At 55.1% G+C, this 14,408-nt stretch carries 27 protein-coding genes; all 27 read right to left on the bottom strand.

Annotation, left to right across the window (positions count from 1 at the left end):
• Positions 1–50: 50 nt before the first annotated feature.
• The 27 genes from AC07VV_RS23045 to rplD all read right to left on the bottom strand — a co-directional run bounded on the left by AC07VV_RS23045 (position 51) and on the right by rplD (position 14,405).
• Entirely contained in the window at positions 51–1,505 is a 1,455-nt protein-coding gene (locus AC07VV_RS23045) for a catalase (RefSeq protein ID WP_495037558.1), read from the bottom strand.
• 238 nt (positions 1,506–1,743) lie between these two features.
• The gene (gene rplQ / locus AC07VV_RS23040) at positions 1,744–2,130 is read right to left on the bottom strand and encodes a 50S ribosomal protein L17 (protein ID WP_007955635.1); all 387 of its coding nucleotides are present in this window, start codon (positions 2,128–2,130) and stop codon (positions 1,744–1,746) included.
• A gap of 42 nt (positions 2,131–2,172) precedes the next feature.
• A complete protein-coding gene (locus tag AC07VV_RS23035) occupies positions 2,173–3,174 on the bottom strand; it encodes a DNA-directed RNA polymerase subunit alpha (protein WP_003186012.1) in 1,002 nt (333 codons plus the stop codon).
• A gap of 22 nt (positions 3,175–3,196) precedes the next feature.
• The gene (gene rpsD / locus AC07VV_RS23030; RefSeq protein WP_003176404.1) at positions 3,197–3,817 is read right to left on the bottom strand and encodes a 30S ribosomal protein S4; all 621 of its coding nucleotides are present in this window, start codon (positions 3,815–3,817) and stop codon (positions 3,197–3,199) included.
• A gap of 18 nt (positions 3,818–3,835) precedes the next feature.
• Positions 3,836–4,225, bottom strand: coding sequence for a 30S ribosomal protein S11 (gene rpsK / locus AC07VV_RS23025; protein WP_002555466.1), 390 nt, complete (start codon positions 4,223–4,225; stop codon positions 3,836–3,838).
• A gap of 30 nt (positions 4,226–4,255) precedes the next feature.
• Positions 4,256–4,612: a 30S ribosomal protein S13 gene (rpsM, locus tag AC07VV_RS23020; protein ID WP_009045849.1), complete on the bottom strand. Its 357-nt coding sequence runs from the start codon at positions 4,610–4,612 to the stop codon at positions 4,256–4,258.
• Positions 4,613–4,742: 130 nt separating this feature from the next.
• Positions 4,743–4,859 carry a 50S ribosomal protein L36 gene (gene rpmJ, locus AC07VV_RS23015; protein WP_002555468.1) on the bottom strand — a complete coding sequence of 39 codons (117 nt, stop codon included), beginning with the start codon at positions 4,857–4,859 and terminating at the stop codon, positions 4,743–4,745.
• Positions 4,860–4,886: 27 nt separating this feature from the next.
• A complete protein-coding gene (secY, locus tag AC07VV_RS23010) occupies positions 4,887–6,215 on the bottom strand; it encodes a preprotein translocase subunit SecY (RefSeq protein WP_003228718.1) in 1,329 nt (442 codons plus the stop codon).
• Positions 6,216–6,653 (bottom strand): 50S ribosomal protein L15, encoded by a 438-nt coding sequence (gene rplO / locus AC07VV_RS23005; protein ID WP_003228720.1) that lies wholly within the window; start codon positions 6,651–6,653, stop codon positions 6,216–6,218. It abuts the gene before it with no gap.
• Between the two features lie 3 nt (positions 6,654–6,656).
• Positions 6,657–6,833: a 50S ribosomal protein L30 gene (gene rpmD / locus AC07VV_RS23000; RefSeq protein WP_003176408.1), complete on the bottom strand. Its 177-nt coding sequence runs from the start codon at positions 6,831–6,833 to the stop codon at positions 6,657–6,659.
• A 2-nt stretch (positions 6,834–6,835) separates the two neighbouring features.
• Positions 6,836–7,336 (bottom strand): 30S ribosomal protein S5, encoded by a 501-nt coding sequence (gene rpsE, locus AC07VV_RS22995; RefSeq protein ID WP_007955637.1) that lies wholly within the window; start codon positions 7,334–7,336, stop codon positions 6,836–6,838.
• Between the two features lie 3 nt (positions 7,337–7,339).
• On the bottom strand, positions 7,340–7,690 hold the full coding sequence (rplR, locus tag AC07VV_RS22990; RefSeq protein ID WP_003186037.1) for a 50S ribosomal protein L18: 351 nt from the start codon (positions 7,688–7,690) through the stop codon (positions 7,340–7,342).
• Between the two features lie 10 nt (positions 7,691–7,700).
• Positions 7,701–8,234, bottom strand: a complete 534-nt coding sequence (rplF, locus tag AC07VV_RS22985; protein WP_025129400.1) for a 50S ribosomal protein L6 — start codon at positions 8,232–8,234, stop codon at positions 7,701–7,703.
• Between the two features lie 12 nt (positions 8,235–8,246).
• Positions 8,247–8,639: a 30S ribosomal protein S8 gene (gene rpsH / locus AC07VV_RS22980; protein ID WP_003228724.1), complete on the bottom strand. Its 393-nt coding sequence runs from the start codon at positions 8,637–8,639 to the stop codon at positions 8,247–8,249.
• Positions 8,640–8,848: 209 nt separating this feature from the next.
• Positions 8,849–9,154 carry a 30S ribosomal protein S14 gene (gene rpsN / locus AC07VV_RS22975; RefSeq protein WP_003228726.1) on the bottom strand — a complete coding sequence of 102 codons (306 nt, stop codon included), beginning with the start codon at positions 9,152–9,154 and terminating at the stop codon, positions 8,849–8,851.
• Positions 9,155–9,167: 13 nt separating this feature from the next.
• Entirely contained in the window at positions 9,168–9,707 is a 540-nt protein-coding gene (gene rplE, locus AC07VV_RS22970) for a 50S ribosomal protein L5 (RefSeq protein ID WP_003210069.1), read from the bottom strand.
• Positions 9,708–9,727: 20 nt separating this feature from the next.
• On the bottom strand, positions 9,728–10,042 hold the full coding sequence (gene rplX / locus AC07VV_RS22965; RefSeq protein WP_003186046.1) for a 50S ribosomal protein L24: 315 nt from the start codon (positions 10,040–10,042) through the stop codon (positions 9,728–9,730).
• A gap of 11 nt (positions 10,043–10,053) precedes the next feature.
• Positions 10,054–10,422, bottom strand: a complete 369-nt coding sequence (gene rplN, locus AC07VV_RS22960; protein ID WP_002555479.1) for a 50S ribosomal protein L14 — start codon at positions 10,420–10,422, stop codon at positions 10,054–10,056.
• Between the two features lie 23 nt (positions 10,423–10,445).
• On the bottom strand, positions 10,446–10,712 hold the full coding sequence (gene rpsQ, locus AC07VV_RS22955) for a 30S ribosomal protein S17 (protein WP_003194644.1): 267 nt from the start codon (positions 10,710–10,712) through the stop codon (positions 10,446–10,448).
• A 2-nt stretch (positions 10,713–10,714) separates the two neighbouring features.
• Positions 10,715–10,906: a 50S ribosomal protein L29 gene (gene rpmC / locus AC07VV_RS22950; protein ID WP_002555481.1), complete on the bottom strand. Its 192-nt coding sequence runs from the start codon at positions 10,904–10,906 to the stop codon at positions 10,715–10,717.
• A complete protein-coding gene (gene rplP, locus AC07VV_RS22945) occupies positions 10,906–11,319 on the bottom strand; it encodes a 50S ribosomal protein L16 (protein ID WP_003228729.1) in 414 nt (137 codons plus the stop codon). The genes rpmC and rplP overlap by 1 nt, the downstream gene beginning before the upstream one ends.
• 12 nt (positions 11,320–11,331) lie before the next feature.
• Positions 11,332–12,018, bottom strand: a complete 687-nt coding sequence (gene rpsC / locus AC07VV_RS22940) for a 30S ribosomal protein S3 (protein WP_003176422.1) — start codon at positions 12,016–12,018, stop codon at positions 11,332–11,334.
• Between the two features lie 13 nt (positions 12,019–12,031).
• Entirely contained in the window at positions 12,032–12,364 is a 333-nt protein-coding gene (rplV, locus tag AC07VV_RS22935) for a 50S ribosomal protein L22 (protein WP_003103908.1), read from the bottom strand.
• A gap of 11 nt (positions 12,365–12,375) precedes the next feature.
• Positions 12,376–12,651: a 30S ribosomal protein S19 gene (gene rpsS, locus AC07VV_RS22930; RefSeq protein WP_011336172.1), complete on the bottom strand. Its 276-nt coding sequence runs from the start codon at positions 12,649–12,651 to the stop codon at positions 12,376–12,378.
• 16 nt (positions 12,652–12,667) lie between these two features.
• Positions 12,668–13,492 (bottom strand): 50S ribosomal protein L2, encoded by an 825-nt coding sequence (gene rplB, locus AC07VV_RS22925; RefSeq protein WP_003186055.1) that lies wholly within the window; start codon positions 13,490–13,492, stop codon positions 12,668–12,670.
• A 14-nt stretch (positions 13,493–13,506) separates the two neighbouring features.
• Positions 13,507–13,806: a 50S ribosomal protein L23 gene (gene rplW, locus AC07VV_RS22920; RefSeq protein WP_002555488.1), complete on the bottom strand. Its 300-nt coding sequence runs from the start codon at positions 13,804–13,806 to the stop codon at positions 13,507–13,509.
• Positions 13,803–14,405, bottom strand: a complete 603-nt coding sequence (rplD, locus tag AC07VV_RS22915; protein ID WP_003228735.1) for a 50S ribosomal protein L4 — start codon at positions 14,403–14,405, stop codon at positions 13,803–13,805. The genes rplW and rplD overlap by 4 nt, the downstream gene beginning before the upstream one ends.
• Positions 14,406–14,408: the final 3 nt, after the last annotated feature.

The raw sequence follows: 14,408 nt of genomic DNA, 5'->3' as shown, positions 1-14,408 counted from the left end.
AGGTTAAATAACGCAAAAACCGCCCTAATGAGGGCGGTTCTGCTTCTCGTTTAGACTTCGTTAAGCTGTACGTTGAGCAGCTTTGCGATTGCTTCTCCATACGCCGGGTCGGCCTTGTAGAAATGCTGCAACTGACGGTCGACGACATCACTCGAAACACCCGCCATCGCACCGGCGATGTTGCTGACCAGCAACGCTTTCTGCTCGTCGCTCATCAAACGGAACAGCGCACCGGCATGGCTGTAGTAGTCGGTGTCTTCGCGGTGATCGTAGCGATCCGCTGCGCCACTCAAGGCCAGCGCAGGCTCAGCGTAATGCGGCGCCTGCTTTGGCGACTCTACGTAGCTGTTCGGCTCGTAGTTGGGGGCCGCACCACCGTTGCTGCCGAATGCCATCGAGCCATCGCGCTGGTAGGTATTCACCGGGCTGCGCGGAGCGTTCACCGGCAGTTGCTGGTGATTGGTGCCGACGCGATAGCGATGCGCATCGGCGTAGGCAAACACGCGACCTTGCAGCATGCGATCCGGCGAAAGACCGACACCCGGAACCATGTTGCTCGGGCCGAATGCAGCCTGTTCGACTTCGGCGAAGTAGTTCAGCGGGTTGCGATTCAACTCCAGCTCACCGACTTCGATCAGCGGGAACTCCTTCTGCGACCAGGTCTTGGTCACGTCAAACGGGTTCTCGTAATGTGCTGCGGCCTGGGCTTCGGTCATGATCTGGATGCACACGCGCCATTTCGGGAAGTCGCCGCGCTCAATGGCCTCGAACAGATCACGCTGCGCGTAATCAGGATCGGTACCCGCCAACCGTGCCGCATCTGCCGGCGCAAGGTTCTTGATCCCTTGCTTGGTTTTGTAGTGCCACTTCACCCAGTGACGCTCGCCTTGCGCACTGATCAAGCTGTACGTGTGGCTGCCGAAGCCGTGCATGTGGCGGTAGCCGTCAGGAATACCGCGATCGGAAAACAGAATGGTGACCTGGTGCAGCGCCTCGGGCGAGTGCGACCAGAAATCCCACATCATCTGCGCACTTTTCAGGTTGCTCTGCGGCAGGCGTTTCTGGGTGTGGATAAAGTCAGGGAATTTCAGCGGATCGCGAATGAAGAACACTGGCGTGTTGTTGCCAACGATGTCCCAGTTACCTTCTTCTGTGTAGAACTTCAGGGCAAAGCCACGAGGATCGCGCTCGGTGTCAGCCGAACCACGCTCACCACCCACCGTGGAAAAACGCAGAAAGGTTGGTGTCTGCTTGCCTACAGCAGAGAACAGCTTGGCGCTGGTGTACTGCGTGATATCACGAGTGACAGTGAAAGTACCGTAGGCGCCCGAGCCCTTGGCATGCACACGACGCTCGGGAATGTTTTCACGGTTGAAATGGGCAAGCTTCTCGATCAAGTGAAAGTCATCGAGCAGCAACGGACCACGCGGCCCGGCAGAGCGGGAGTTCTGGTTGTCGGCGACTGGCGCGCCGCTGGCAGTCGTAAGCGTCTTGTTCTGGCTCATGCGATCTTCTTCCTCTGTCAGTCTTGAACTGCCGGCTAATCGGCTTGTTGGGGAGTATCGATCATCAACATGACAGCCACAAATTCATTAACTCATGGTCATCAATAGAAAAAAGCTAACGATAAATCCCCGCACATAGTGCAGACCCAGACAGGGTAGAAGCTTGTACGAACCGCGCATTTCTTGCGGGCACAAAAAACCGGGCACTAGGCCCGGTTCTTTGTTTCAGACTGACGTCTTACTCAGCGGATACAGCTTCACCGCCGACAGCACGATCAACCAGTTCGACGTACGCCATAGGCGCGTTGTCGCCAGCGCGGAAACCGCACTTGAGGATGCGCAGGTAGCCACCCTCACGGGTAGCGTAACGCTTGCCCAGGTCGTTGAAGAGCTTACCAACGATAGCTTTCGAACGAGTACGGTCGAAAGCCAGACGACGGTTAGCAACGCTGTCTGTCTTGGCCAGAGTGATCAGCGGCTCGGCAACGCGGCGCAGTTCTTTGGCTTTTGGCAGAGTAGTTTTGATCAGCTCGTGCTCGAACAGCGACACCGCCATGTTTTGGAACATGGCCTTGCGGTGCGAGCTGGTGCGGCTCAGGTGACGACCACTTTTACGATGACGCATGGTTCATTCCTTACCAAACACAACGTTCGGTGATTACGACGATCAGGCAGTCGCCTTGTCGTCCTTCTTAAGACTTGCAGGCGGCCAGTTGTCGAGGCGCATGCCGAGGGACAGACCGCGGGAGGCCAGAACGTCCTTGATTTCAGTCAAGGATTTCTTGCCCAGGTTCGGAGTCTTCAACAGCTCTACTTCGGTACGCTGAATCAGGTCGCCGATGTAGTAGATGTTTTCCGCCTTAAGGCAGTTAGCCGAACGTACAGTCAGTTCCAGATCGTCAACCGGGCGAAGCAGGATCGGATCGATCTCGTCTTCCTGCTCGACAACCACTGGCTCACTGTCACCTTTGAGGTCGACGAACGCAGCCAACTGCTGTTGCAGAATGGTTGCAGCACGACGGATAGCCTCTTCAGGATCCAGAGTACCGTTGGTTTCCAGATCAATAACCAGCTTGTCCAGGTTGGTACGCTGTTCGACACGGGCGTTTTCCACCACGTATGCGATACGGCGAACCGGGCTGAACGAAGAGTCAAGCTGCAAGCGACCGATGCTGCGGCTTTCGTCTTCATCGCTCTGACGCGAGTCTGCTGGTTCATAACCACGACCACGAGCTACGGTGAGCTTCATGTTCAGGGCGCCGTTAGACGCCAGGTTAGCGATTACGTGATCGGGATTAACGATCTCGACATCATGATCCAGCTGAATATCGGCAGCGGTAACCACCCCCGAACCCTTCTTCGACAAGGTCAGCGTAACTTCGTCACGGCCGTGCAGCTTGATAGCCAGACCTTTAAGGTTCAACAGGATTTCAATTACGTCTTCCTGTACACCTTCGATGGCGCTGTACTCGTGGAGCACACCGTCAATCTCGGCCTCGACTACTGCGCAGCCGGGCATTGAGGACAACAGGATGCGGCGCAGCGCGTTGCCCAGGGTGTGGCCGAAACCACGCTCGAGAGGCTCGAGAGTGATCTTGGCGCGGGTTGGACTGACAACCTGCACATCAATATGGCGGGGTGTCAGGAACTCATTTACCGAAATCTGCATGGATGCACCTATTTTCTAGCCCTTACTTGGAGTAGAGCTCGACAATCAGGCTTTCGTTGATGTCGGCGGACAGATCACTGCGAGCAGGAACGTTCTTGAAAACGCCCGACTTCTTCTCAGTGTCTACTTCTACCCACTCTACGCGGCCACGTTGAGCACACAGATCGAGAGCTTGGACAATGCGAAGTTGATTTTTTGCTTTCTCGCGAACAGCGACCACGTCACCAGCACGAACCTGGTACGAAGGAACGTTTACGGTCTGACCGTTAACGCTGATCGACTTGTGCGATACCAGCTGACGGGATTCGGCACGAGTCGAACCAAAGCCCATACGGTATACGACGTTGTCCAGACGGCATTCGAGCAGTTGCAGCAGGTTTTCACCGGTTGCACCTTTCTTGCCAGCAGCTTCTTTGTAGTAGCCGCTGAATTGACGCTCGAGAACGCCGTAGATACGACGGACCTTCTGCTTTTCACGCAGTTGGGTGCCGTAGTCGGACTGGCGACCGCGGCGTTGGCCGTGGATACCAGGTGCTGCTTCAATGTTGCACTTCGATTCGATCGCGCGCACGCCGCTCTTCAGGAAGAGATCGGTGCCTTCGCGACGAGCGAGTTTGCATTTTGGACCAATGTAACGAGCCATTCTTTACAATCTCCTGGATTACACGCGGCGCTTCTTCGGCGGACGGCACCCGTTGTGCGGGATTGGCGTCACGTCGGTGATGCTGGCGATCTTGTAGCCACAGCCGTTCAAAGCGCGGACTGCGGATTCACGACCTGGACCTGGACCCTTGACGTTCACGTCGAGGTTTTTCAGGCCGTATTCCAGCGCAGCTTGACCAGCACGCTCAGCAGCTACTTGAGCAGCGAACGGGGTGGACTTGCGGGAACCGCGGAAACCCGAACCACCGGAGGTAGCCCAGGAAAGAGCGTTACCTTGACGGTCGGTAATGGTCACGATGGTGTTGTTAAAAGAAGCATGGATGTGGGCGATGCCATCAACCACTGTCTTTTTAACTTTTTTACGAGGACGAGCAGCAGGTTTTGCCATGATTAAATTCCTGTCGATTCGCTGGGGCGATTACTTGCGGATCGGCTTACGCGGACCTTTACGGGTACGCGCGTTGGTCTTGGTACGCTGACCGCGTACTGGCAGACCACGACGATGACGCAGACCGCGATAGCAACCGAGGTCCATCAAGCGCTTGATTTTCATGTTGATTTCGCGACGCAGGTCACCTTCAGTGGTGAACTTCGCCACTTCGCCACGCAGCTGTTCAATCTGCTCGTCGCTCAGATCCTTGATCTTTGCGGCTGGGTTTACCCCAGTCTCTGCACAAATCTTCTGTGCAGTAGTGCGACCAACACCATAGATGTAGGTCAGCGAGATAACAGTATGCTTGTTATCTGGAATGTTAACGCCTGCAATACGGGCCATTCAGTGGGACTCCAATTGACAGCTACCTACGCCCCGGAAGCCAAGAAATAGGGCGCGAGATAATATCGCTGTAATAACAAATAATCAACCCGGCAGCGCACTAGCTGCCGGGCTTGAAGCACAATCACACTCAGCCTTGGCGCTGTTTGTGACGCGGTTCCGCGCTGCAAATTACTCGAACAACACCTTCGCGGCGAATAATCTTGCAGTTACGGCACAGCTTTTTCACCGATGCACGAACTTTCATCACCAACTCCTCGAACCTTATGGGTACTCAGCGCAACATGCCGCTGCCGTAACCCTTCAGGTTGGCTTTCTTCATCAGGGATTCGTACTGGTGCGAAACGAGGTGCGATTGTACTTGGGACATGAAGTCCATCACAACCACGACCACGATCAGCAACGAGGTCCCGCCAAGGTAGAACGGAACGTTTGCTGCAACCACCAGGAACTGGGGCAACAGGCACACGGCCGTCATGTAAAGAGCACCGAACATGGTCAAGCGAGTCAGAACGCCATCAATGTAGCGCGCGGACTGCTCACCTGGACGGATGCCCGGAATAAAGGCACCGGACTTCTTCAGGTTTTCCGCTACGTCTTTCGGATTGAACATCAACGCCGTATAGAAGAAGCAGAAGAAAATAATCCCTGCACTAAACAGCAGAATATTCAACGGCTGACCAGGAGCGATCGACTGCGAGATGTCCTGCAACCAGCCCATACCTTCAGACTGACCAAACCAGGCACCCAGCGAAGCCGGGAACAGCAGAATGCTGCTCGCGAAAATAGCCGGAATAACACCGGCCATGTTCACCTTCAGCGGCAAGTGGCTAGTCTGCGCAGCGAAAACCTTGCGGCCTTGCTGACGCTTGGCGTAGTGAACGGCGATACGACGCTGACCACGCTCAATGAACACCACGAAACCGATAATCGCTACTGCCAGCAAACCGATGGCAACCAGGGCGAAGATGTTGATATCACCCTGACGCGCAGACTCGAAAGACTGCCCGATTGCTCTCGGAAGACCGGCGACGATACCCGAAAAAATCAACATCGAGATACCGTTACCTACACCACGCTCAGTAATCTGCTCACCCAGCCACATCATGAACATCGCACCAGCCACAAAAGTGGATACCGCGACGAAATGGAAGCCAAAGTCACCAGTGAACGCAACGCCCTGCCCCGCCAGACCAATGGACATGCCAATGGCCTGGACGAGAGCGAGGACGACGGTGCCGTAGCGGGTGTACTGGCTGATCTTGCGACGGCCAGCTTCACCTTCCTTCTTCAACTGCTCCAGCTGCGGGCTGACGGCGGTCATCAGTTGCATGATGATCGATGCCGAAATGTACGGCATGATCCCCAGTGCAAAAATGCTCATCCGCTCCAGCGCACCGCCGGAAAACATGTTGAACAAGCTAAGAATGGTCCCCTCATTCTGTCGAAACAGGTCCGCGAGTCGGTCCGGGTTGATACCTGGAACCGGGATGTGTGCGCCTATTCGGTAGACGATAATCGCCAGGAACAGAAAACGCAGACGAGCCCAGAGTTCAGACATACCGCCTTTGCCGAGCGCAGAGAGAGCACCTTGCTTAGCCATTTATTCCTCGAACTTGCCGCCAGCTGCTTCGATAGCCGCACGCGCACCTTTGGTGGCGCCGATTCCCTTGCCGATAGTGACAGCGCGAGTCACTTCACCGGACAGCATGATTTTCACACGCTGTACGTTGACGTTGATCACGTTGGCATCTTTCAGGGACTGCACGGTGACGATGTCGCCTTCCACTTTAGCCAGCTCGGACAGACGCACTTCTGCGCGGTCCATAGCTTTCAGGGAAACGAAACCGAACTTCGGCAGGCGACGATGCAGCGGTTGTTGACCGCCTTCAAAGCCTGGAGCAATAGTGCCACCGGAGCGGGAGGTCTGACCTTTGTGACCACGGCCACCAGTCTTACCCAAACCACTACCGATACCACGGCCCGGACGATGCTTTTCGCGACGGGAACCCGGCGCTGGACTCAGATCATTGAGTTTCATCGATTAACCCTCGACACGCAGCATGTAGTAAGCCTTGTTGATCATCCCGCGATTCTCGGGAGTATCCTGGACTTCTACAGTGTGACCGATGCGACGCAGACCCAGACCCTTAACGCACAGTTTGTGGTTAGGGATGCGGCCGGTCATGCTTTTGATCAGCGTAACTTTAACGGTAGCCATGATTACTTGATCTCCTCAACACGCAGGCCACGCTTGGCTGCGATGGATTCAGGAGACTGCATAGCCTTCAGACCCTTGAAAGTGGCGTGAACCACGTTTACAGGGTTAGTCGAGCCGTAGCACTTGGCCAGAACGTTCTGAACGCCAGCAACTTCGAGGACAGCACGCATAGCGCCGCCAGCGATGATACCGGTACCTTCAGAAGCAGGCTGCATGTACACCTTCGAAGCGCCGTGAGCGGACTTCATTGCGTACTGCAGAGTGGTGCCGTTCAGATCAACCTGGATCATGTTGCGGCGAGCAGCTTCCATTGCCTTCTGGATCGCAGCAGGCACTTCACGCGACTTGCCACGGCCGAAGCCAACACGCCCTTTACCATCACCAACCACGGTCAACGCGGTGAAAGTGAAGATACGGCCGCCTTTAACGGTTTTGGCTACGCGGTTAACTTGAACCAGCTTCTCAATGTAGCCTTCGTCGCGCTTTTGGTCGTTATTTGACATAACTTAGAACTCCAGCCCAGCTTCACGAGCAGCATCAGCCAGCGCTTTAACGCGGCCGTGGTACTTGAAGCCAGAGCGGTCGAAAGCCACCTGCGAGACGCCAGCGGCCTTAGCACGCGTAGCGACCAGCTGGCCAACCTTAGTGGCCGCGTCGATGTTGCCAGTGGCGCCATCACGCAGTTCTTTATCCAAAGTCGAGGCGCTTGCCAGGACTTTGTTGCCGTCGGCCGAAATGACCTGGGCGTAGATGTGCTGCGACGAGCGGAACACGCAGAGACGCACGACTTCGAGTTCGTGCATTTTCAGGCGTGCTTTGCGAGCGCGACGCAGTCGAGTAACTTTTTTGTCGGTCATTTGCTATGCCCTACTTCTTCTTGGCTTCTTTACGACGGACGACTTCGTCCGCGTAGCGCACACCTTTGCCTTTGTACGGCTCTGGTGGACGGAAGTCGCGGATCTCGGCGGCCACTTGACCTACCAGCTGCTTGTCGATGCCCTTGATCAGGATATCGGTCTGGCTAGGGGTCTCAGCGGTGATGCCTTCCGGCAGTTCATAATCCACTGGGTGCGAGAAGCCAAGAGCCAGGTTCAGCACTGTGCCTTTTGCTTGCGCTTTGTAACCAACACCGACCAGCTGGAGCTTGCGCTCGAAGCCTTGGCTTACGCCCTGGACCATGTTGTTAACCAACGCACGAGTGGTACCGGCCATTGCGCGAGTTTGTTGATCGCCATTGCGAGCAGCAAAACGCAGCTCACCGGCTTCTTCAACGATCTCAACGGACGAATGGACGTTCAGTTCGAGAGTGCCCTTGGCACCCTTCACCGAAAGCTGTTGGCCTGCGAATTTGACTTCGACACCGGCTGGCAGCTTAACGGGGTTCTTAGCGACGCGAGACATGCTTATCCCCCCTTAGAACACAGTGCAAAGAACTTCGCCGCCGACACCGGCAGCGCGCGCAGCACGATCAGTCATCACACCTTTGTTGGTGGAGACGATAGACACACCGAGACCGCCACGTACTTTTGGCAGATCTTCGACGGACTTGTACTGACGCAGGCCTGGACGGCTAACGCGCTTGACTTCTTCGATGACCGGACGGCCTTCGAAATATTTCAGCTCGATAGACAGCAGTGGTTTTGTTTCGCTGCTGATCTGATAACCCGCGATGTAACCTTCGTCCTTCAGGACTTTAGCTACAGCCACCTTCAACGTGGAAGAAGGCATGCTTACGACGGACTTTTCAGCCATCTGGGCATTACGGATTCGAGTTAGCATGTCCGCTAACGGGTCCTGCATACTCATGGGCTAGACGCTCCTAATACAGAAAAATTAGCCTTGCGGCTACTACTTGTCGCCGAGAAATTCCGGGCATAAAAAACACGGGCTCAGGCGAGCCGGTCATTCTAGACATACCCCAGAAATGAATCAAGCCCCAAAAGGGGCTTGATTCATGTTCAAGGCCACCGATGGTCAGGTTCTTGCGAAGCCGACCATCGAGACTTTGACAGCAATTACCAGCTGGCTTTAACCAGACCTGGAACATCACCACGCATTGCAGCTTCACGCAGCTTGTTACGGCCCAGGCCGAACTTGCGGTAAACGCCGTGCGGACGACCAGTCAGGCGGCAGCGGTTACGCATGCGCGAAGCGCTTGCGTCACGTGGCTGCTTCTGCAGAGCTACGGTAGCTTCCCAACGCGCTTCTGGACTTGCGTTCAGATCAACGATGATAGCTTTCAGCGCTGCACGCTTGGTGGCGTACTTGGCAACGGTGAGCTGACGCTTCAGCTCACGGTTCTTCATGCTCTTCTTGGCCATTTTCCTACTCCAATCAGTTGCGGAACGGGAATTTGAAAGCACGCAGCAGAGCGCGGCCTTCATCATCGTTCTTGGCAGTGGTGGTCAGGGTAATGTCCAGACCGCGGAGAGCATCGATCTTGTCGTAGTCGATTTCCGGGAAAATGATCTGCTCTTTCACGCCCATGCTGTAGTTGCCACGACCATCGAAGGACTTGGCATTCAGGCCGCGGAAGTCGCGAACCCGAGGCAGGGAGATCGACAGCAGACGATCCAGGAACTCGTACATACGCTCACGGCGCAGAGTCACTTTGACGCCGATCGGCCAACCTTCACGGACTTTAAAGCCAGCGATGGATTTGCGAGCGTAGGTCACAACGACTTTCTGGCCGGTGATCTTTTCCAGGTCAGCAACAGCGTGCTCGATGACTTTTTTGTCGCCGATCGCTTCGCCCAGACCCATGTTCAGGGTGATTTTGGTAACGCGCGGAACTTCCATCACGTTCGAAAGCTTAAGTTCTTCCTTAAGTTTCGGAGCGATTTCCTTCCGGTAAATCTCTTTTAGTCGTGCCATGGTCTTCTACCTAGCAGTGTTCAAGCATCAACCGCTTTTTGGGTCGACTTGAAGACACGAATTTTTTTACCGTCTTCTACTTTGAAACCAACGCGGTCAGCCTTGTTGGTTTCGCCGTTGAAGATGGCGACGTTAGAAGCGTGCAGTGGCGCTTCTTTCTCGACGATACCGCCCTGTACGCCCGACATCGGGTTAGGCTTGGTATGACGCTTGACCAGGTTCAGACCACCAACAACCAGACGGTTGTCAGCAAGAACCTTCAGCACCTTACCGCGCTTACCTTTGTCTTTGCCGGCGATCACGATGATCTCGTCGTCACGACGAATCTTTTGCATGTCGGATCTCCTTACAGCACTTCTGGGGCGAGCGAGACGATCTTCATGAACTTCTCAGTACGAAGTTCACGGGTCACTGGCCCAAAGATACGGGTGCCGATCGGCTCTTGCTTGTTGTTCAGAAGAACAGCAGCGTTGCCATCAAAGCGGATAATGGAGCCATCAGCACGACGTACGCCGTGACGAGTGCGGACTACAACTGCAGTCATCACTTGGCCTTTTTTCACCTTACCGCGAGGAATTGCTTCCTTCACGGTAACTTTGATGATGTCACCGATACCAGCGTAACGACGATGGGAGCCACCCAGCACCTTGATGCACATAACGCGGCGAGCGCCGCTGTTATCGGCCACATCGAGCATGGATTGAGTCTGAATCATATAATTTCTCCGACCCCTAGCCCTTAGACTTCCACAGCGCGTTCGAGAACATCAACCAGCGCCCAAGACTTGGTCTTGGCCATCGGACGAGTTTCACGAATAGTGACTTTGTCGCCGATGTGGCACTGATTGGTTTCGTCGTGCGCGTGCAGCTTAGTCGAACGCTTAACGTATTTACCGTAGATCGGGTGCTTAACGCGACGCTCGATCAGAACGGTGATGGTTTTGTCCATCTTGTCGCTGACAACACGGCCAGTCAGCGTACGGACAGTTTTTTCGGCTTCAGCCATGATCACTTACCTGCCTGCTGGTTGAGCACAGTCTTCACGCGAGCGATGTCACGCTTAACTTGCGAGAGCAGATGAGACTGCCCCAACTGGCCAGTTGCTTTCTGCATGCGCAGATTGAACTGGTCGCGCAGCAAGCCGAGCAGTTGCTCGTTCAGCTGCTGTGCGGATTTTTCACGAAGTTCATTCGCTTTCATCACATCACCGTCCGTTTAACAAAGGAGGTGGCGAGCGGCAGCTTTGCAGCAGCCAGGGCGAAAGCCTCACGCGCCAGCTCTTCAGAAACACCCTCGATTTCATACAGGACTTTGCCTGGCTGAATCTGGGCAACCCAGTACTCCACGTTACCCTTACCTTTACCCATACGAACCTCGAGAGGCTTCTTGGAGATCGGCTTGTCCGGGAATACACGGATCCAGATCTTGCCGCCACGTTTTACGTGACGGGTCAGAGCACGACGCGCTGACTCGATCTGACGAGCGGTGAGACGACCACGAGCTACAGACTTCAGCGCGAACTCGCCGAAGCTGACTTTGCTACCGCGCAGTGCCAGACCACGGTTGTGGCCGGTCATCTGCTTGCGGAACTTCGTACGCTTTGGTTGCAACATTTGGCGTACCCCTTACTTAGCAGCTTTTTTACGAGGCGCTGGTGCTTGTGGTTTCAGTTCTTCTTGGCGACCACCAATTACTTCGCCCTTGAAGATCCAAACCTTTACACCGATCACACCGTAAGTGGTGTGAGCTTCGTAGTTGGCATAGTCGATGTCGGCACGCAGGGTGTGCAGTGGCACACGACCTTCGCGATACCATTCAGTACGTGCGATTTCAGCACCGCCGAGACGACCGCTCACTTGGATTTTGATGCCTTTGGCACCAATGCGCATGGCATTCTGTACAGCGCGCTTCATAGCGCGACGGAACATTACGCGACGCTCCAGCTGCTGAGCTACGCTCTGCGCAACCAGCATACCGTCGAGTTCCGGCTTGCGGATCTCTTCGATATTGATGTGCACAGGCACACCCATTTGCTTGGTCAGGTCCTGACGCAGTTTCTCAACATCTTCACCTTTCTTCCCGATAACGATACCTGGACGAGCGGTGTGGATGGTGATGCGTGCAGTTTGGGCCGGACGATGGATATCGATACGGCTTACGGACGCGCTTTTTAGTTTGTCTTGGAGGTATTCACGCACCTTCAGATCAGCGAACAAGTAGTCCGCATAAGTCCGACCGTCTGCGTACCAGACGGAGGTGTGCTCCTTGACGATTCCCAGGCGAATGCCAATGGGATGTACTTTCTGACCCATCTCTTCGACTCCGTTACTTGTCAGCAACCTTGACAGTGATATGGCAAGACCGCTTGACGATGCGATCAGCACGGCCTTTGGCACGTGGCATGATGCGCTTCAGCGAACGCCCTTCGTTGACGAAAACGGTGCTGACCTTCAGGTCATCAACGTCTGCGCCTTCGTTATGCTCGGCGTTGGCTACGGCCGACTCCAGCACTTTTTTCATGATCTCGGCGGCTTTCTTACTGCTGAAAGCCAACAGGTTGAGCGCTTCGCCCACCTTCTTCCCGCGGATCTGGTCGGCGACCAAGCGGGCTTTCTGGGCGGAGATTCGAGCGCCCGACAACTTAGCGGCTACTTCCATTTCCTTACCCCTTAACGCTTGGCTTTCTTGTCTGCCACGTGCCCGCGATAGTTGCGGGTACCGGCGAACTCGCCCAGTTTGTGGCCGACCATGTCTTCGTTAACGAGAACTGGGACGTGCTGACGACCGTTGTGTACTGCGATGGTCAGACCGACCATTTGTGGCAGGATCATCGAACGACGCGACCAAGTCTTAATTGGTTTGCGATCGTTCTTTTCCGCCGCCACTTCGATCTTCTTCAGTAGGTGAAGATCAATAAAAGGACCTTTTTTCAGAGAACGTGGCACTGTCGTATCCCTCTATTTACTTGCGACGACGGACGATCATTTTGTCGGTACGCTTATTACCACGAGTCTTCGCGCCCTTAGTCGGGAAGCCCCATGGCGATACCGGATGACGACCACCAGAGGTACGACCTTCACCACCACCATGTGGGTGGTCAACCGGGTTCATGGCAACACCACGAACGGTTGGGCGAACGCCACGCCAGCGCTTGGCACCAGCTTTACCCAGCGAACGCAGGCTGTGCTCGGAGTTCGAGACTTCGCCCAGGGTCGCACGGCATTCAGCCAGTACTTTACGCATTTCACCGGAACGCAGACGCAGGGTCACGTAAACGCCTTCACGAGCGATCAGCTGAGCCGAAGCACCAGCGGAACGAGCGATTTGTGCGCCTTTACCTGGCTTCAGTTCGATGCCGTGTACGGTGCTACCAACTGGAATGTTGCGCAGTTGCAGAGCGTTGCCCGGCTTGATCGGTGCCAGAGCACCTGCGATCAGCTGGTCGCCAGCGCTCACGCCTTTAGGGGCGATGATGTAGCGACGCTCGCCATCTGCGTACAGCAGCAGAGCGATGTGAGCAGTACGGTTTGGATCGTATTCGATACGCTCGACAGTGGCAGCGATGCCATCTTTGTCGTTGCGACGGAAGTCGACCAGACGATAATGCTGCTTATGACCACCACCGATGTGACGAGTGGTAATACGGCCATTGTTGTTACGACCACCAGACTTCGATTTTTTCTCGAGCAGCGGTGCGTGAGGAGCGCCTTTATGCAGCTCCTGGTTGACCACCTTGACCACAAAACGGCGGCCAGGGGAAGTCGGTTTGCATTTAACGATTGCCATGATGCACCCCTTCCTTACTCAGCACTGCTGCTGAAATCGAGATCTTGGCCTGGCTGAAGGGAGATAACTGCCTTCTTCCAGTCATTACGCTTGCCCAGACCGCGAGCGGTGCGCTTGCTCTTACCCAGAACGTTCAGGGTAGTAACACGCTCAACTTTCACGCTGAACAGGCTTTCGACGGCCTTCTTGATTTCCAGCTTGGTTGCGTCAGTAGCAACCTTGAAAACGAACTGGCCTTTCTTGTCTGCCAGAACCGTAGCCTTCTCGGAAACGTGCGGGCCAAGCAGAACTTTAAATACGCGTTCCTGGTTCATCCCAGCAGCTCCTCGAATTTCTTCACGGCCGACACGGTGATCAACACCTTGTCGTATGCGATCAGACTAACTGGATCGGAACCTTGCACGTCACGTACATCTACGTGTGGCAGGTTACGAGCAGCCAGGTACAGGTTCTGATCAACAGCGTCCGACACGATCAGAACGTCGGTCAGGCTCATGTTGTTCAGTTTGCCCAGCAGGTCTTTGGTTTTCGGAGTTTCAACTGCGAAATCCTGAACCACAACCAGACGATCAGTACGCACCAGCTCAGCAAGGATGGAACGCATTGCTGCGCGGTACATCTTCTTGTTCAGCTTCTGGGAGTGATCTTGTGGACGAGCTGCGAAAGTGGTACCGCCGCCGCGCCAGATTGGGCTACGGATAGTACCGGCACGAGCACGGCCAGTACCTTTCTGACGCCATGGGCGCTTACCGCCACCACGAACGTCGGAACGGGTCTTTTGCTGCTTGCTACCTTGACGGCCGCCGGCCATGTAGGCCACGACTGCTTGGTGAACCAGCGTCTCGTTGAACTCGCCGCCAAATGTCAGTTCGGAAACTTCGATCGCTTGAGCGTCATTTACATTTAATTGCATGTC

The organism is Pseudomonas sp. GW821-FHT02C04 (assembly GCF_059421845.1).
Note: the sequence above shows the minus strand (reverse complement) of the source record. Positions and strands in the feature narration are given on the sequence as shown.

Bases quoted from the DNA above. Each gene is read 5' to 3' on its own strand.
- AC07VV_RS23045 (WP_495037558.1), bottom strand. From the start codon at position 1,505: ATGAGCCAGAACAAGACGCTTACGACTGCCAGCGGCGCGCCAGTCGCC.
- rplQ (WP_007955635.1), bottom strand. From the start codon at position 2,130: ATGCGTCATCGTAAAAGTGGTCGTCACCTGAGCCGCACCAGCTCGCAC.
- AC07VV_RS23035 (WP_003186012.1), bottom strand. From the start codon at position 3,174: ATGCAGATTTCGGTAAATGAGTTCCTGACACCCCGCCATATTGATGTG.
- rpsD (WP_003176404.1), bottom strand. From the start codon at position 3,817: ATGGCTCGTTACATTGGTCCAAAATGCAAACTCGCTCGTCGCGAAGGC.
- rpsK (WP_002555466.1), bottom strand. From the start codon at position 4,225: ATGGCAAAACCTGCTGCTCGTCCTCGTAAAAAAGTTAAAAAGACAGTG.
- rpsM (WP_009045849.1), bottom strand. From the start codon at position 4,612: ATGGCCCGTATTGCAGGCGTTAACATTCCAGATAACAAGCATACTGTT.
- rpmJ (WP_002555468.1), bottom strand. From the start codon at position 4,859: ATGAAAGTTCGTGCATCGGTGAAAAAGCTGTGCCGTAACTGCAAGATT.
- secY (WP_003228718.1), bottom strand. From the start codon at position 6,215: ATGGCTAAGCAAGGTGCTCTCTCTGCGCTCGGCAAAGGCGGTATGTCT.
- rplO (WP_003228720.1), bottom strand. From the start codon at position 6,653: ATGAAACTCAATGATCTGAGTCCAGCGCCGGGTTCCCGTCGCGAAAAG.
- rpmD (WP_003176408.1), bottom strand. From the start codon at position 6,833: ATGGCTACCGTTAAAGTTACGCTGATCAAAAGCATGACCGGCCGCATC.
- rpsE (WP_007955637.1), bottom strand. From the start codon at position 7,336: ATGTCAAATAACGACCAAAAGCGCGACGAAGGCTACATTGAGAAGCTG.
- rplR (WP_003186037.1), bottom strand. From the start codon at position 7,690: ATGACCGACAAAAAAGTTACTCGACTGCGTCGCGCTCGCAAAGCACGC.
- rplF (WP_025129400.1), bottom strand. From the start codon at position 8,234: ATGTCTCGCGTCGCTAAGAACCCCGTTAAGCTGCCAGCCGGTGTCGAA.
- rpsH (WP_003228724.1), bottom strand. From the start codon at position 8,639: ATGAGTATGCAGGACCCGTTAGCGGACATGCTAACTCGAATCCGTAAT.
- rpsN (WP_003228726.1), bottom strand. From the start codon at position 9,154: ATGGCCAAGAAGAGCATGAAGAACCGTGAGCTGAAGCGTCAGCTCACC.
- rplE (WP_003210069.1), bottom strand. From the start codon at position 9,707: ATGGCACGACTAAAAGAGATTTACCGGAAGGAAATCGCTCCGAAACTT.
- rplX (WP_003186046.1), bottom strand. From the start codon at position 10,042: ATGCAAAAGATTCGTCGTGACGACGAGATCATCGTGATCGCCGGCAAA.
- rplN (WP_002555479.1), bottom strand. From the start codon at position 10,422: ATGATTCAGACTCAATCCATGCTCGATGTGGCCGATAACAGCGGCGCT.
- rpsQ (WP_003194644.1), bottom strand. From the start codon at position 10,712: ATGGCTGAAGCCGAAAAAACTGTCCGTACGCTGACTGGCCGTGTTGTC.
- rpmC (WP_002555481.1), bottom strand. From the start codon at position 10,906: ATGAAAGCGAATGAACTTCGTGAAAAATCCGCACAGCAGCTGAACGAG.
- rplP (WP_003228729.1), bottom strand. From the start codon at position 11,319: ATGTTGCAACCAAAGCGTACGAAGTTCCGCAAGCAGATGACCGGCCAC.
- rpsC (WP_003176422.1), bottom strand. From the start codon at position 12,018: ATGGGTCAGAAAGTACATCCCATTGGCATTCGCCTGGGAATCGTCAAG.
- rplV (WP_003103908.1), bottom strand. From the start codon at position 12,364: ATGGAAGTAGCCGCTAAGTTGTCGGGCGCTCGAATCTCCGCCCAGAAA.
- rplB (WP_003186055.1), bottom strand. From the start codon at position 13,492: ATGGCAATCGTTAAATGCAAACCGACTTCCCCTGGCCGCCGTTTTGTG.
- rplW (WP_002555488.1), bottom strand. From the start codon at position 13,806: ATGAACCAGGAACGCGTATTTAAAGTTCTGCTTGGCCCGCACGTTTCC.
- rplD (WP_003228735.1), bottom strand. From the start codon at position 14,405: ATGCAATTAAATGTAAATGACGCTCAAGCGATCGAAGTTTCCGAACTG.